The following is a 16,025-nucleotide window of genomic DNA, read 5'->3' on the forward strand; positions in this document are numbered from 1 at the left end:
CACCGCTTCTTTCCCTAAAAACACCTTTAGCCGGTCGTCTTCGACCGGCTGATCAGGAAAGTATCACCTGTGCGCTCTGTAGTAGTTGATCAGACATCCGTCCAGGATAATCTGTCTCTCATCATCCGTCATCGCGTCCACATACAGGCTGAAGGGAGTCAGATGACCCTCGTGAACGGCATAAGCCTCCACCCGGCTCTTTCCCTCTTTGATTGCCTCACGCACCCCGGGCACGAAGATATAGTCCAGATTCTTGAAGGGCAGATCCCCCGCCGGGATGGTGAATGGAATCATCCCCCAGTTGATCAGATTGGACCGATATCGCTTGGTCGCATACTCATTTGCGATATTGGCCCAGCCTCCCAGAACCTTCTGACAGGAGGCCGCCTGCTCGCGGGCGCTGCCGTCCCCCGGTTTGACCGCGAAGATCGTGCTGCCGATCCCGATGACATGGCGATTGATCTCCGGGAATTTCTCCTTGATCGCCTGCATGATCTCATGCACTTCCGCAAATGCCTTCCCGGGGCAGGAATCCGCCTCTATGGCCTTCTGCGCCTTCTGTACCTCCTTGGCCCGGCCGACATATGCCGGATCCCGGCGAGAGAGCGCGAACTCAGCCAGTTTCAGAGGATTCGACCGATAGGAAGACGTCTCCCCGGAGGGAATGAGCTCGTCTGTCGTCGTCACCGGATCATGAATCTCAGATACCAGCTTGAGGATCAAATTCTCCGGTAGGGGACTCATCTTAGGCCAGTCCTTGATATTGGGGCCAAAGGTAAGCTCCGCCTCAGGGTCCGCTTTCCCCACGGCATCAAAGACCCGCTTCTGATAAATGCTTCGGTCAAAGAAATACTTTGGCTTGGTAAAATCCGCGTCGATATCAGTGGCCGCCGTCAAGAGACCCTTGTTAGCCGCGGTTGCCGCGATAGATCTGGCGTCCATGAGGGCGACCGAGGATATCTGACCATCCTGAATCTTGGATCCCTCGCGGTTGGGGAAGTTGCGGGTGGAGTGGCGAATTGAGAAGCCATTATTGGCCGGGGTATCGCCCGCGCCGAAACAGGGACCGCAGAAGGCGGTCTTAAAGACCGCTCCCGCCTCGATCAGGGAGGCGGCTGAACCATTCTTTATCAACTGCATGTAGACCGGCATGGAGGCCGGATAGACACTGAGACTGAACTCATCTGCTCCTATATCGGCCCCCCGGAGAATATCCGCCGCGTCCGTAATATTCTCATATCCGCCGCCGGCGCATCCCGCGATGATCCCCTGATCGACATAGAGGCGGCCGTCCCGGATCTTATCCTTCAGTGAGTACGATATTCTGTCTCCCAGAGAGACCTGCGCCCGCTTGGTCACCTGCTCTAAGATATCCTCGAGATTGTGATTGACCTCTTCAATGGTGTATGTATAGCTGGGATGGAAGGGCATGGCGATCATGGGCTTGATCTGAGACAGATCGATCTCAATCATGCCGTCATAATACGCGATCTGGCCAGGCGCAAGCTTCCGATAGGCATCCTTGCGTCCGTGGATCTCGTAGAACTCCTCTGTCTTCTCATCCGTGGCCCAGATCGAAGACAGGCAGGTGGTCTCTGTTGTCATAACATCAATGCCGATACGGTAATCGACAGAGAGATTGGCCAGGCCGGGTCCCACAAACTCCATCACCTTGTTCTTGACATAGCCGCATGCGAAGACCTTCCCGATGATGGCCAGAGCGATATCCTGCGGACCAACCCCCTTCGCGGGTTTTCCGGTCATGTAGACTCCTACCACCTGGGGCATATCAATATCATAGGTCCTGCCCAGCAGCTGCTTGACCAGCTCGGGTCCACCCTCTCCCATAGCCATGGTTCCGAGAGCCCCGTAGCGGGTGTGAGAATCGCTTCCCAGAATCATCTTGCCCGCTTCGGCCAGCATTTCTCTGGCAAACTGGTGGATCACTGCCTGATGCGGGGGCACATAAATTCCCCCGTATTTCCTGGCTGCGGACAAGCCGAACATGTGATCATCTTCGTTGATGGTTCCTCCGACAGCGCAGAGACTGTTATGACAGTTAGTCAGAACGTAGGGAATGGGAAATTTCTCCAGGCCGGAAGCTCTGGCAGTCTGAATAATCCCCACATAGGTAATATCGTGGGAAGTCATCTTGTCAAATTTGATTTTGAGCTGCTCCATATTGTCAGAGCAGTTGTGGTCGCGAAGAATGCCGTAGGCAATGGTCTGCTTTCTTGCCTCCTCACGATCGATTTTTCTGCCGCAGGATGCTGCGAGAATCGCATCCGCCTGCGATCCGTCGGCAACGATCTCACTGCCGTTCAGAAGATAAACGCCTGTCTCAAATAACTTCATATTGCCCCCAAATCCAAGTCCCCGGGCAGGGAACGTAATTTCTTTAAGGTTAATGATCCGCGACCTTCGTAACGGCCTGTATCAGGGAGAATTATAGGAAATGATCTCTGTCAATTCAAGGATTCCCGGACTTGCGAAAGATCTGCAGAACCCTGTCCACCCTGTCATCCTGACGATGATTCTGCTTCCTGCGCGTCTCCTGGTCCAGACCTGATATTGCCGCATCGACTTTCGCCCCGATCTCTGTTTTCGGATCACTCTCCCGCGTCCCGGACGCGGTTGAATTCTCTCTGCTGTCTCTCTCGGGTAAACTGCTCTCAAGCGGCTGATCCGGGGTCTTTTCTCCCTCTGACTTAGCTTTCCGCTTCTGATCTGCGGGGCTCTCTCCTTTGACCCTGCTCTCAAGCGGCTGGTTCGGGGTCTTTTTTTCCACCGGCTTAGCTTCTCGCTTCTGATCCGCGAGATCCTCCCCTTCGACCTTACTCTCAAGCGACTGGTCCGGGGTCTTTTTTTCCACCGGCTTAGCTTCCCTCTTCTGATCTGCGAGCCTCTCTCCTTTAGCCTTACTCTCAAGCGGCTGGTCCGGGATCTTTTCTCCCGCCGGCTTAGCTTCCCGCTTCTGATCTGCGGAGCTCTCTCCTTTAGCCTTACTCTCAAGCGGCTGGTCCGGGATCTTTTCTCCCGCCGGCTTAGCCTCCCGCTTCTGATTCGCGGGGGCCTCTCCCTTGGCTCTGCTCGTAAGCTCCTGGTCCGAGGCATTTTCCTCTGTCAGATCCGCTTGCGATAGCTGGTCTGCAGCTCCTTCCTCCGCGGCCTCATCCTCCGCGGCCATCATTTGCGCCCGTCTCTCAAAATATGCCGGATTCACGCGGATTTCAGGCGCTGGCCCGGCGTAGGAAAGGGGGACAAACGTACCGCCCCGGTCAGCCTCCCGGGCCTTCTCCTTTTCCCTGGCGATCCGTCGATTCTCATCATCAATCAGATGCAGGTATTTTTGGCTGTCTGCCATATCCCGCAGCTGACCGTGCAGCTCCGTCTGATTGTCCCTCATATGGCGAAGCTCTGTTTCAATCGCCGCCTTCATCTGCCGGTGAATCTCATCCAGCTCCTCACTGGTTCGATTGACCAGATCCTGTATCTCCTCCAGAGACCGGTCTGTGTACATTACGGAAGCCGCATAGACATCTTCCGCCTTATGCCGGGCCTCGGAGACGATCTCATCTCCCTGGCGCCTCTGCCTGCGGTATGCCTTATCCCGCTCAGCCCAGGTCAGTTCACACTCATCTACCATGTCGGTGATCGCGCCGTTTAACTTCTCCAAGAGGTCAAACATCTGCTCTTTGTTGACCACAACGCGTTCTCTGCTGTCCTCATATGCTTCTGCCTTCGCGAAGAGCACGTGAATTTCGCGCAATATCTTCTCGCTGTCATCTTTCGCGCCCATGTAAATCTCCTGAATAAGCCCATCTCTTACGGCTCTAATCATATCATAAAAGGGAGATAGCTGATATTGCCAATCACTATCTCCCTTCCCCTTCTCACGCGATTCCCCGCCCTGTTCCATCGAAATGCTTCCCGGATAAAAAGCCTCTCTAAAAATAAAAAACCTCTCCAAAATGACTGGGAATAAAAAACGCAGGACGTTACCCCGGTGGTTAACTCAACCCAGGCGCCCCCGAGGCACACGGGAATTCCCACTTAGTGCTGCTTCATTCCTGACCTGACACGGTTCGTAGGCTCTCATTGCTCGGGACCCGAATATCAACGCCACCTGCCGGGGGCGGCTCCTGCACTCCGCTATTATAGCGGCTCTGAACTTCCTGTGTCAATCCGGCTCCCTGGCCAGCCAGTCGCACCAGCTTCCTGGCCAACCTGTCACTGCTTCACGACCCTCTTCATGGTAAGCCTGTCACACCCACAGCTTCCAGGCCAGTCTCTTATTGCCTGTCATGATCTGTCCCCTTTGCCTTTTTCCTCCGCAGCTCCGCGAAGAAATGACTGAGCAGAGCAGAACAGTCTTCCTCCATAACCCCTTTTTCAATTTCTGCCTGGTGGTTAAACTCCCTCATCTGCAGGAGGTTAATCACGGATCCGGCGCTCCCCGCCTTGGGATTCATGGCGCCGATGACCACCCTGGGAATGCGGGCCTGTACAATTGCCCCCGCACACATCTGACAGGGCTCCAAGGTCACATAGAGCGTGCAGTCCTCCAATCGCCAATCTCCCAGCTTGCGACAGGCCTTCTGAATCGCGGTGATCTCCGCGTGCTTCAAGACACTGTGATCTATGTTGCGGCGATTGTACCCCCGCGCGATAATCTTACCCTCACGCTCAATCACACAGCCGATCGGGACCTCCTCAATCGCCTCCGCCTTCCTCGCCTGGCGGATGGCCTCTTTCATATAATATTCTCTGCTCTTGCGCACACCAATTTCCTCATGCTGTTCTTATCTTAAAACCGCGCAGGCAGAAATTCCCGGACAAGGCAAAATCCTCGAATATCACCCCAAAAGCCCTTCTGTCATCGGTTTTCTTTCTGTCCTGCCTGAAAATTATAACAGGGATTCGGGAAAAACAGAAAGATTCGACCCTGAATCCGCTTTCAAATTCGAATCCAGATCCCCCGTCATTTATGGATTCCATCTTTTGTTAGTTGTCATAAACTCCCTTCTCCCGGCCTTCAGAAAAGTTTTTGAGAATTATTCTTATTTCCTATTGACAGCCTTTTTTAAATTGCCTACAATACAATCACATCAATTAAGTGAGCTCGCAACCGAGCTTCGAAAGGAGAATTCTTTATGTCTAAATGGGTATGCAGTGTTTGTGGTTATGTTTTCGAGGGAGAGCAGGCTCCTGAGGTCTGCCCCGTATGTAAGGCTCCCCGTGAGAAGTTTATTGAGCAGTCCGCAGAGATGGGCTGGGCCGCTGAACACGTTGTTGGCGTAGCAGCGGATGTTCCTGAAGATATCAAGGCAGACCTCCGCGCGAACTTTGAGGGAGAGTGCTCAGAGGTCGGCATGTATCTCGCAATGTCTCGTGCCGCTTTCCGTGAGGGTTATCCCGAAATTGGCATGTATTACAAGCAGGCCGCCTTCGAAGAGGCTGATCATGCGGCACGCTTTGCGGAAATGCTGGGTGAGGTTCTGACCGATTCTACCAAGAAGAATCTCCAGATGCGTGTCGATGCTGAGAATGGCGCGACCTCCGGCAAGACTGATCTGGCCAAGAGAGCAAAGGCCCTGAATCTGGATGCCATCCATGACTCTGTTCATGAGATGGCCCGCGATGAGGCCCGTCACGGCAAGGCATTCGCAGGTCTTCTGAAGAGATATTTCGGCTAATTCAAATCCCATATCATCCCCTATTCGGAGGCTGCCTTCAGATAACCGCGCCTCCTGCCAAAACAGCTCAGACCAGATGGCCTGAGCTGTTTTTTACTGAAAAAATCCGTTTTGGAATTCACCTTCAAAGTTCTTTAAAGAAAGTGAAAGACCCGCCTTGCGGCGAGTCCTTCGGGGGAGTTGTTATGAAAAAGATGTTTGTTATCAAAGGCATTCGTTCCCTTTGATAAGACAAATATAACAGGCAGCTATGACGCAAATGCGATCTCTCTGTGTAAATAGGATGAACGTTTCCATGTTCAGGAGCCAAAACGCATCTGACGATCTTCCTCAAAAAGCTCTTGAAACAAGGCGACTGGCGACCATTGAAGGTTGGTCTGCGTCGCCATGGCTTTGAGCCTTACCGGAGGGAGTCCAGTTTCCTTCCAGGCGGCAAGAAACCAGTCCAGATCCCGACTCCCGAATCCGACCATCAGCATCATCTCCTCCGGGAATTCCGCCCCCATATAGACGCGGGATTCCTCTGTAAAACCTGTCATTTTCGCCAGATAGCCGAGCTTCTGCCAATAGCCGGGACGCTCGATCCTGACGACTTCAATATCCATTCTTTGCGCCAGTCGACGAATCTCCCGCAGACGATCCTGATCAACACAAAACAAGAGCAGTTTCCTTGTCATCTTCTCATCTCCCCTCTGCCGGCATCCTGTCTTATAATTCCGGATTTTCGCAGGAGCACGGCCGCTTTCGGATTTTCCCTCTCTATCAGCGCTATCTTCTCCTGACGGGTCAGCCTCTTATAGGCCGCCTCTCTCTTCAGAGCCTCCTTCTTGTCATCAAAGCTCTCATAATAAACCAGCTGAACCGGCCGGCGGGTTCGGGTATACTTTGCCCCCTTTCCGGCATTGTGGGCTCTCTCCCTCGCCTTCACATCTGTCGTATAACCGGCGTATATGCTGTTATCGGCGCAGCGGAGCAAATACGCGAAAAACTCTTTTCCCATCAGGACTGCTCCCTCTCTCTTAAGCGGTTTGACAACTCGGCAAACTGTTTAAGAGTCAGCATCTCTCCCCGCACCGTCGCCGGCAGACCCATTTCCTCGATGACCTCTGTAATCTGTTCTTTGGGAAGCCTGATGTCCGGCGCGTTTTTCAGACCGTTGGTCAGTGTCTTGCGGCGCTGGTTAAAAGAGGCGCGAATCACCCGAAAGAGATATGCCTCATCGCTGACTTCAACAGGACAGCTCTTGTGACAGGTCAGACGAATCACCGCGGACCCGACCTTGGGACGGGGGATAAAAGCGCTCGGGGGAACCTGAAACATAACTTCAGGTTTGGCGTAATATTGCACCGCGAGGGAAAGCGCCCCGTAATCCTTGCTCCCCGGGCCCTCCTGCATACGGTCTGCCAGCTCTTTCTGCACCATAATCGTAATCGATTCCAGGGGAAGATGACTCTCAAATAAGGACATAATAATCGGAGTCGTGATGTAATAGGGCAGATTAGCGACAAGCTTGATGGGGCGGCTGGCGTTCTTCTCCGCAATCAGCCCGGACAGGTCCAGCTTGAGGACATCATGACAGATCACCTCGACATTATTATAAGAAGACAGGGTATCTGCCAGAATCGGAATCAACTTGCGATCCAACTCGACAGCCAGAACCTCTCTGCCTGCTTCACAGAGATACTGGGTCAGTGTCCCGATCCCGGGTCCGATCTCGAGAATGAAGTCCTCCCTGCTGATTTGGGCGGCATCAACAATTCCCTCCAGAATATGCCTGTCAATCAGAAAATTCTGTCCGTATTTCTTCTGAAAAGAGAAGCCGTATTTCTCCAGGACCGCGATGGTGCTGCCCGGACTAGCCAATCCTGCCATCTCTCACCTCCGGATATAGACGCATCGCGTTTTCCTCTGTGATGCTGACTACTTCATCATAAGAGATCCCTCGAATCTCCGCGATTCGCCCGGCGATATAGCGCAGATTGCGGGGATCATTGCGCCTCCCCCGCCTGGGCTCCGGCGACATATAGGGGGAATCCGTCTCTAAAACCAGGGAGCGGATCGGAATCGCCTCCACTGCCTCACGCAGCTTTCGGCCATTCTTAAAGGTGACCACCCCTCCTACGCCAATGAAAAAGCCCAGCCTGACGTACTCGAGCGCCTGCTCTTTTGAATAGGAGTAGCAGTGGATCACCCCCCGAATTCCTTCTTTTGCCGCCTCTCGCATAATCTCCATGGTATCTTTGGCCGCGTCGCGGGAATGAATCACCACCGGCAGACCCAATTCCCCCGCAAGGGCAAGCTGTCGCTGAAACCAGTAGATCTGCGCCTTTCGCTCTTTGGGATCCTTAACCCAGTAATAATCCAGGCCAATCTCTCCGACTGCCACGACCTTGTCTTCTTGGGCCAGTTGGCGGATTTCTCTCATCACCTGCTCGCCGTAAGATCTGTCCGCCCAGTCCGGCTGCTCTTGTGTCTGCCGGTCGCGCGTCGGATAAAAATCCCGGATTTCCTCCGGGTGAACTCCCACTGCCGCGTAGATCCAGTCATATTGATGGGCCAGAGCAAGAGAACGGCGGCTGCTCTTGATATCGGATCCGACATTGACCAGATGAGAAATCCCTGCTTCTCGTACACGAGCCAGAACTTCCTCCCGGTCCTGGTCAAACTCCTCCCCATCCAGATGGGCGTGCGTCTCAAAAATCATTCCTGCTCCTCTTTCTCCTGACATGGCCCGCTGATCCCAAACCGGGATTCGCCTCGGCATCCTCCGCGCAGAGAATCATTCCCTCGGACAGAACCCCTGCCAGACCGACGACTTCATTTGAGAAGAGAGCGGATGCGGGCTGATCCCACATCCGCTCTCAAGGCACTCTATCTTCTCTGACCAAAATCCGGCCAGCCTGTCTGTGCCGGAAAATGCTTACAACAGGGACTCCTGACCTGTCGACGCAAATATCCCGCAGTAATGCCGGGGCAAAGACCGTCAGGATATCTCCGAACCGCTGGGAAGATCCTTCTCGGGGCTCATTAAAACCACATTGCCCTCGGCGTCCTCCGCGCAGAGAATCATTCCCTCGGACAGAACCCCTGCCAGCCTGGCGGGAGCCAGATTCAGAAGAACCATCACCTTCTTGCCCACCATCTCTTCGGCAGAGTACCACTTGCGAATGCCGGAGACGATTTGAACCGTCCGGTCACCAACCGCCACCTGAGAGCACAAAAGCTTCTTAGATTTAGCTACCGGCTCACAGGACTGAACCTGTCCGACCACAAACTGCATCTTGCCGAAATCGTCGAAAGAAATCTCTTCTCTGGTCTCAACATGAACCGCGTCCGCCCGGTCAGACTCCTCTTCTGCCTCCGGTACAAGAGACTTCTGCCCGGCCTCAATCTCCGCAACCTTAGCCATTGTCTCCTCTAAATCCAGACGGGCAAAAAGGATCTGTGGATGATCTGTCACTCGATTGCCCGAGGGATAATTCCCGAACGTAGAGAGACGATCATAGTCGATCTGACCGATATTTAACTGGTCCAGGATCTGATCCGCCGTAGAAGGCATGAAGCTCTTCAGGAGGCTTGCCCCGATGGCAATCGACTCGACGAGATTGTAGAGCACCGTTGCCAGACGATCCTGTTTGTCCGCGTCCTTAGCCAGAGCCCATGGCATGGTCTCGTCAATATACTTATTCGATCGTCTAAAGAGATGGAAGACTTCTGTAATGGCGTCCGCCACATGCAGATCCGCCATTTTGTCCGTCACCCTCTGGACCGTGCCCGCGGCATAAGCCTTGAGCTCTCTGTCGACCGGCTCCTCGAGGCCCTTATCCTCTACAAGTCCGCCAAAATACTTATTGGCCATACTGATCGTGCGGTTGACCAGGTTCCCCATGGTATTCGCCAGATCCGAATTGACGCGCTCAGCCATGAGTTCCCAGGAGATAACGCCATCGTTCTCAAAGGGCATTTCATGCAGCACGAAGTATCGAACCGCGTCCACACCGAAGATATCCACCAGGTCATCCGCGTAAATGACATTACCCCTGGACTTGGACATCTTGCCGTCCGCCTGCAGGAGCCAGGGATGACCAAAGACCTGTTTGGGCAGGGGCTGTCCCAGGGCCATCAGGAAAATAGGCCAGTAAATGGTGTGAAAGCGAATGATGTCCTTGCCGATCAGATGCAGGTCCGCGGGCCAGTACTTCTTATAGCGATCCGAATGATTCCCGTCGCAATCATATCCGATTCCCGTGATGTAGTTGGTCAGAGCGTCCAGCCATACATAGACGACATGCTTGGGATCAAAGGTGACCGGAATCCCCCAGGAGAAGGATGTTCTGGAGACGCAGAGATCCTGCAGCCCGGGCAGGAGGAAATTGTTCATCATCTCATTCTTGCGGGAGACCGGCTGGATGAACTCGGGGTGACTCTTGATATGCTCGATCAGCCGATCGGCATACTTACTCATCCGAAAGAAGTAGGCCTCCTCAGATGCCCTTGTGACAGGACGTCCGCAGTCGGGACATCTCCCGTCGACGAGCTGGGAATCGGTCCAGAAAGCCTCGTCGGAAGTACAGTACCAGCCCTCATACGTTCCCTTGTAGATATCCCCCTGGTCATAGAGCTTCTTAAAGATCTTCTGTACCTGGGCCTCATGATCCGCGTCTGTTGTGCGCATGAACTTGTCATAGGAAGTGTCCATCAAATCCCAGATACGCCGGATCTCGCCGGAGTTCCTGTCCACCAGCTCCTTGGGACTGATGCCTGCCTCCTCGGCCTTGATCTGGATCTTCTGTCCATGCTCATCGGAGCCTGTCATGAAGAAGACATCATAGCCCTCCTGGCGGCGGAAGCGGGCGATAGCATCCGCCAGAATGATCTCATAGGTATTGCCGATGTGGGGTTTCCCTGAGGTATAGGCAATGGCCGTTGTGATATAGTACTTACCCTTGTTGCTCATCTCTTCCTTATTCCCCGTACTTGAACTCTTCTACCGGCTTATCTTCTGAATTCTCCTCATCCGCCGGCGCGTCCTGCTTCTCCTCAGAAGGAGTCTCTTCCGGAGCATACTGCTTGGACTCCTCTATTTTCGGCTCTGCGCTCTTTGTCTCTTCATCAACGAAGGCATCCGGTTCTGCGGTGGGCGCACTCTTCTCTCCCGCATTCCCCTCCTCTGTATGGGAAACAGGCATTTTCTCCCCACACTTGGGGCAGTACGCAGACTCCTTGGAGACAGAGCTGCCGCAGGTCGGGCAGGTCTGCGTCCTCTTTAAGACCTCGACCGTCTCCTTCTTCTCCTCTAATTTCTCCAGCAGAGCCTCGATTTCCGCGAAGTCCTCTCCGGGATCATCACTGTGGTCCTGATAGTAGCGCCTGCCCAATTCTGCATAGGCGTCTCTTAACCTGCGCTCCGTATCCTTGACCTCATAAGTGGCCTTGGTTACATCTACGGCAGTCTTTACCTTGTCACCGACAACCTGACCGGCATTTACAACTGTGTTGGTAATCTCGTCAAATAAACCCATCGTATGCTCCTTTCTATGACGCCGGCGCACTTGTCAAAAAGCGGCGTCTAATCATCTGTATTATACCTGTGTAACTCTGGATGCGCAATTTATCCGGCCCAGACGAACCATGTGTAGAGGTAACCCGCCAGAACCGCCGCCAGGGTATAAGGGACTCCCACTTTCATAAAGTCCGCAAATCCCGTCTCATACCCTTCTTTCTTCAGCAGTCCAACCGCTGTGATATTGGCAGACGCCCCGATCGGGGTTAAATTTCCTCCCAGAGTCGCTCCCGTCAGCAGACCAAAATAGAGGATATAAGGAGAAATCCCTAGTCTGGTCGCCAGCCCGGTCAAAACTGGCAGCATTGTGGCCACATAGGGAATATTATCTACAAAGGCGGAGATCAAAACTGACCCCCAGACGACCAGACTGTAGAGCCAGAAGAGATGACTGCCTCCGACCTCTGCAATCAGCCTGGTCAGGTCTTCAATCAGGCCCACCTGTGTCACCCCGGCAATCACGATAAAGAGTCCCAGAAGGAGAAAGAGGGTCTCTGTATCAAGGCTGCGAAGGGCTCTTCTCACTCCCTCTCTCTCGCCCGTTTTCACCCTGTCGCCAAGCAGGGCAAGCCCTGCCAGACCCAGACAAATGATCCCATTGCTGATCTCCGGCTTTCCCGGAATGAAAGAGGCTCCAATCAGGAGAGAAATCATGGCCAGAAGCAAAAAAGAGGGCCATAAGCTCTTGACCTGTGTCCGCTCCGTCACCAGCGTTTCCTGCGTCAAATGGCGAAACTCAAACCGCATAATGGGGATCGTCGCCAGTGCGCCCAGTTCTACAGCGAAGAAAATTCCCGGCCGTCCCTGCATGAAAAAGAAGTCCAGAAAATCCATATTGGCATAGGAACCGAGCAGAATGGACGTCGTATCCCCCACCAGAGTTGCCGCCCCCTGCAGATTCGAGGATACCGCGATCGAAAAGATCATGGGAACCGGGTTGATCTTCAGCTTTCTGCAGACCGCCATCCCGATCGGGGCTACCATCAGAACCGTCGCGACATTATCAATAAAAGCGGAGATCAGACCGGCGAAGAGCGACATGAGAATAATAATCCACATGACATTCTTCGACTTCTCCATGATCAGGTCTGCCATCAGAAGCGGCATGCCGGAGGCGATGAAATAATCAACCAGAATCATCGTCCCGCTGATCATCATCAGAACATTCCAGTTAATACTGGAGATCACCTGCCCCACAGGCAGAATTCCTGTCACTAAATAGAGGGCCGCCACTGCCATCGCCGCATGCGGCCGGTATTTCTGCCTGGCAACCATGACAATATACATAAGAATAAAGAGAACCAGAGCCAGTATTTTCATTCGCTATCTCCACTCCTATGATAAAAGAGACCCAATCCTCGTGTGGGTCGAATCTCTTTCTCCGCAAACGTCTCTCCTTCAGAAATCCTCCGTCTCCGAAAGAGCCTGCTTCAAAAACAGCTGCCTCGAATTCGCACCTTCGGCGCTTTATCGACTAGTGATTTTACAGTATTTCTTCTTTCCCCGGCGCAGAAGGAATTCCTCAGCGAAATCAGATGGCCTGTAAGACGTGTGAATATCTGTCACCTTATCCCCATTGACAGATACACCGCCCTGCTCTACTGCCCGGCGGGCATCGGAACGGGACTGCGCCAGTCCGCAGAGGACAAGAACGGACAGAATGTCGATTTCTCCCTCTTTGAAATCTTCTTCCCTGACGACCGCCTGCGGCATATTGTCAGAAGACACGCCCCCGGCGAAGAGCGATTTCGCCGCTTCCTGCGCCTTGTCAGCCTCTTCCTCTCCGTGTACCATCGCGGTCAGTTCATGGGCCAGAATGCGCTTGGCCTCATTGAGCTGGGCTCCCTCCCAGCGGTCCATCTCATCAATCTGCTCCAGGGGCAGGAAGGTCATCATGCGCAGGAACTTGAGAACATCCGCGTCATCTACATTTCTCCAGTACTGGAAGAAATCATAGGGGGATGTTTTCCCGGGATCCAGCCAGACAGCTCCGCCGGCTGTCTTTCCCATCTTCGTCCCGTCATGCTTGAGCAGAAGGTTGATGGTCATAGCTGCGGCATCTTCTCCCAGCTTCTTGCGGATCAGCTCTGTTCCGGCCAGCATATTGGACCACTGATCATCACCGCCGAACTCCATATTACAGCCATACTCCTGATAGAGCTTGTAGAAGTCATAGGCCTGCATAAGCATATAGGAAAACTCCAAAAAGGACAGTCCGCGCTCCATGCGATTGACATATGCTCTGGCACGAAGCATGTCATTGACAGAAAAATGAGCTCCGACCTCCCGCATAAAATCCAGGAAATTCAGATTGCGCAGCCAGTCCGCGTTATTGACCATAAGCGCCTTGTCTTCCCCAAATTCAATAAAGCGACTCATCTGTTTCTTGAAGCACTCACAGTTGTGATCGATCTGCTCGACTGTCATCATAGATCGCAGATCCGTTCGCCCGGAGGGATCCCCGATCATTGCAGTTCCCCCGCCGATCAGAGCAATTGGGCGATTCCCGCCCATCTGCAGGCGCTTCATCAAAGTCAAGGCCATAAAGTGCCCTACATGCAGGGAATCTGCCGTCGGATCAAAGCCGATATAAAAGGTCGCTCTGCCATGATTAATCAGATCTTTGATTCTCTCTTCATCCGTCAGCTGCGCAATCAGCCCTCTGGCCACTAACTCATCGTATAAGGTCATCTCATTTCTCCTCGTCTCTGGGGCTACAAAATCAGTCCTTATGATACAATCTTCCCCCACCTTATGCAAATTCCCGCAGATGCATCCTGCTGCATTCCCGCAGCTGCGGGTCTCATACGTCTGTCCTTTGTCTCAATTTCTTCTGTCCCAATTTCCTCAGAACCCTTATTTCGTCACAGAAGCGACATAGGCATCCAGGAAATCACAGAGAGCCGCGTTCATTTGTCCATAGCTGTCCTCGCGCAGCTGAGAGGCATTTTTCACATAGGGATACTTTTTACTGTCTTCTTCCAGATTTCTCTCAGACGCAATCAAAGCTTCTACCGCCTCCGGCGTAAACTCCGGATGACACTGGAAGGCGTATGCGCGGTCAGAATAGCGAATGATCTGCCGCGGACAGCCCTCAGAGAAAGCAAGTACCCTGGCCTCCCCGGTTAAACCCGGCATATCCCCGTGCCAGCTTCCAATGTTCATTCCATCCGCAAACGCCTTCAAAAGAGGATCCTTAAGCCCCTCCTCAGTCAAATGCAGGGGAACGGCTCCGATTTCCCTGTGAGGACTGTGCTCATAAGGCGCTCCAAAGGCCTGACCGATCAGCTGCGCCCCCAGACAGGCCCCGAGGACTGCCTTCTTTTCCCTGACAAATCTTTGGATCAGGGCAATTTCTTCTTTCGGATCATAATAGGGAAAATGCTCTCGATCCTCATTCGGAGTCTGAGGACCACCCATAACAATCAGCATATCATAGCCGCTGATCTCGCTGGGAATCGGTTCCTTCAGGTAGACATGGACCTGGTCGGTCTCATATCCCCTGGCCCTGGCCCAGTCCAGATATGTGGCCGGCTGCTCAAATGCTTCGTGCAGCAAATAAAGAATTTTCATTTCTCTCTTTCCCTTTTCCCGTGTACCGCGGCTCATCGCCTTCAATTGAAAATTCGTTGCCTTCTCTGACATTCTGATTTCTCTCCGCTTTTTCCCCTGCACAAATGAAATCTGTTTTTACAGAGTCATGAGCAATGTCCCTGCCGCAATCAGAATACAACCGAGCAGAGATTTGACGGTAACGTCTTCGTGAAGAAAGATAAACGCCAGCAGAATTGTGATTACGACACTCATCTTATCAATCGGAACAACCTTGGATACATCGCCTATCTGCAGAGCACGATAATAACAGAGCCAGGAGGCGCCTGTTGCCAGGCCTGACAGGATCAGAAAAATCCAACTCCTTCTTCCTATTTCAAAGATTCCCTTTTGACTATTCGTGATAAAGACCATACCCCAGGCCATGAGAATGACAACGCAGGTTCGTATCGCCGTCGCAAGATTTGAGTTGACGCCATTTACGCCAAGCTTGCCCAAAATAGAGGTCAAAGCGGCAAAAACTGCCGACAGAATTGCAAATATCATCCACATAAATACTCCTATATCGAATCCTTCTATTGAAAAAAGCGAGTACTTTCGTACTCGCCCAAAAGAGGTGCCAACCAGATTTGAACTGGTGATGAAGGTGTTGCAGACCTTTGCCTTACCACTTGGCCATGGCACCAAATATGTGCTCGAAACACTTTCTCAATATAGCAGAGGGGCTGAAACCCGTCAAGCCAGTCTGAAGGCAGATACCTTCAAAACTTCATACAGATGAATTGCAAACCGCGGATCTTTTCTCACACTCTTCGAAAATGGTTATCTCATTTTCTATGAAAATGGTCATCTCGCATCCGCGACTTTGTCGCTTCTGCTCGATGTCTTTGCTGCGCAAACTCTTCCATTTTCTACGAAAGCGGTCACCTCGAATCCGCGTCTTTGACGCTTCTTCTCGGTGCATTTGCTTCGCAAATGGACTCGCTCGAAAACAGGTCGCTCCAAGCGCAAGCGCTCTCGCTCCTCTTTTCCTGCTCGTCCGCTTTCTTCGCTTTTGGTCAAGCCTTCGATCGATTAGTGACAGTCAACTGAACACATTGCTGTGCTTACATCCCTGCCCTATCTACCTTGTACTCTGCAAGGGATCTTATGTCCTTTTGGACGGGATATCTCATCTTGAGGGGGGCTTCACGCTTAGATGCCTTCAGCGTTTA

The 16,025-nt window shown here is 52.8% G+C and carries 15 protein-coding genes, 1 tRNA gene, 1 other RNA gene and 1 other annotated feature; of the genes, 1 reads left to right on the top strand and 16 read right to left on the bottom strand.

Translation table 11 applies throughout. The annotated features are described in order from the left end of the window. Positions 1-63: 63 nt before the first annotated feature. From GCWU000342_RS03485 to tadA, 4 genes are all read right to left on the bottom strand, one after another. On the bottom strand, positions 64-2,355 hold the full coding sequence (locus tag GCWU000342_RS03485) for a hydratase (RefSeq protein WP_006905873.1): 2,292 nt from the start codon (positions 2,353-2,355) through the stop codon (positions 64-66). Positions 2,356-2,470: 115 nt separating this feature from the next. Then, positions 2,471-3,799 (bottom strand): hypothetical protein, encoded by a 1,329-nt coding sequence (locus GCWU000342_RS09905; protein WP_049921513.1) that lies wholly within the window; start codon positions 3,797-3,799, stop codon positions 2,471-2,473. 174 nt (positions 3,800-3,973) lie between these two features. After that, positions 3,974-4,207, bottom strand: an RNA gene (ffs, locus tag GCWU000342_RS10130) — signal recognition particle sRNA large type. An 85-nt stretch (positions 4,208-4,292) separates the two neighbouring features. Continuing rightward, complete coding sequence (tadA, locus tag GCWU000342_RS03495; protein WP_278081162.1) at positions 4,293-4,781, bottom strand: tRNA adenosine(34) deaminase TadA; 489 nt, start codon at positions 4,779-4,781, stop codon at positions 4,293-4,295. Between the two features lie 372 nt (positions 4,782-5,153). Between tadA and GCWU000342_RS03505 the strand changes: the two genes are divergently transcribed. Next, positions 5,154-5,696 (top strand): NADH peroxidase, encoded by a 543-nt coding sequence (locus GCWU000342_RS03505; protein WP_006905877.1) that lies wholly within the window; start codon positions 5,154-5,156, stop codon positions 5,694-5,696. A 299-nt stretch (positions 5,697-5,995) separates the two neighbouring features. Here the strand turns inward: GCWU000342_RS03505 and GCWU000342_RS03510 are convergent, their stop codons facing one another. From GCWU000342_RS03510 to GCWU000342_RS03560, 12 genes are all read right to left on the bottom strand, one after another. Further along, positions 5,996-6,373 (bottom strand): DUF3783 domain-containing protein, encoded by a 378-nt coding sequence (locus GCWU000342_RS03510; protein ID WP_006905878.1) that lies wholly within the window; start codon positions 6,371-6,373, stop codon positions 5,996-5,998. Next, complete coding sequence (locus GCWU000342_RS03515) at positions 6,370-6,696, bottom strand: GIY-YIG nuclease family protein (RefSeq protein ID WP_006905879.1); 327 nt, start codon at positions 6,694-6,696, stop codon at positions 6,370-6,372. Before GCWU000342_RS03515 ends, GCWU000342_RS03510 begins: the two co-directional genes overlap by 4 nt. Next, complete coding sequence (gene rsmA, locus GCWU000342_RS03520) at positions 6,696-7,568, bottom strand: 16S rRNA (adenine(1518)-N(6)/adenine(1519)-N(6))-dimethyltransferase RsmA (RefSeq protein WP_006905880.1); 873 nt, start codon at positions 7,566-7,568, stop codon at positions 6,696-6,698. The genes GCWU000342_RS03515 and rsmA overlap by 1 nt, the downstream gene beginning before the upstream one ends. Next, complete coding sequence (locus GCWU000342_RS03525) at positions 7,552-8,400, bottom strand: TatD family hydrolase (protein WP_006905881.1); 849 nt, start codon at positions 8,398-8,400, stop codon at positions 7,552-7,554. Before GCWU000342_RS03525 ends, rsmA begins: the two co-directional genes overlap by 17 nt. After that, positions 8,390-8,551: a hypothetical protein gene (locus tag GCWU000342_RS10430; RefSeq protein ID WP_006905882.1), complete on the bottom strand. Its 162-nt coding sequence runs from the start codon at positions 8,549-8,551 to the stop codon at positions 8,390-8,392. The genes GCWU000342_RS03525 and GCWU000342_RS10430 overlap by 11 nt, the downstream gene beginning before the upstream one ends. Positions 8,552-8,679: 128 nt before the next feature. Beyond that, positions 8,680-10,653 carry a methionine--tRNA ligase gene (metG, locus tag GCWU000342_RS03530; protein WP_006905883.1) on the bottom strand — a complete coding sequence of 658 codons (1,974 nt, stop codon included), beginning with the start codon at positions 10,651-10,653 and terminating at the stop codon, positions 8,680-8,682. A gap of 7 nt (positions 10,654-10,660) precedes the next feature. Next, positions 10,661-11,218, bottom strand: a complete 558-nt coding sequence (locus GCWU000342_RS03535; protein ID WP_006905884.1) for a zinc ribbon domain-containing protein — start codon at positions 11,216-11,218, stop codon at positions 10,661-10,663. Between the two features lie 89 nt (positions 11,219-11,307). Continuing rightward, positions 11,308-12,579 (bottom strand): ArsB/NhaD family transporter, encoded by a 1,272-nt coding sequence (locus GCWU000342_RS03540; protein ID WP_006905885.1) that lies wholly within the window; start codon positions 12,577-12,579, stop codon positions 11,308-11,310. 147 nt (positions 12,580-12,726) lie between these two features. Further along, on the bottom strand, positions 12,727-13,950 hold the full coding sequence (gene tyrS / locus GCWU000342_RS03545; protein ID WP_044958315.1) for a tyrosine--tRNA ligase: 1,224 nt from the start codon (positions 13,948-13,950) through the stop codon (positions 12,727-12,729). 165 nt (positions 13,951-14,115) lie between these two features. Further along, on the bottom strand, positions 14,116-14,904 hold the full coding sequence (locus tag GCWU000342_RS03550; RefSeq protein WP_006905889.1) for a glutamine amidotransferase-related protein: 789 nt from the start codon (positions 14,902-14,904) through the stop codon (positions 14,116-14,118). A gap of 45 nt (positions 14,905-14,949) precedes the next feature. Then, the gene (locus GCWU000342_RS03555) at positions 14,950-15,363 is read right to left on the bottom strand and encodes an EamA family transporter (protein ID WP_045000240.1); all 414 of its coding nucleotides are present in this window, start codon (positions 15,361-15,363) and stop codon (positions 14,950-14,952) included. 62 nt (positions 15,364-15,425) lie between these two features. Continuing rightward, a tRNA-Cys gene (locus GCWU000342_RS03560) sits at positions 15,426-15,496 on the bottom strand. Between the two features lie 381 nt (positions 15,497-15,877). Beyond that, positions 15,878-15,976 (bottom strand) — a sequence feature (23S ribosomal RNA rRNA prediction is too short). Between the last annotated feature and the right edge of the window lie 49 nt (positions 15,977-16,025).

The sequence above is a fragment of the Shuttleworthella satelles DSM 14600 genome, from assembly GCF_000160115.1.
GTDB classification, from domain to species: Bacteria; Bacillota; Clostridia; order Lachnospirales; family Lachnospiraceae; genus Shuttleworthia; species Shuttleworthia satelles.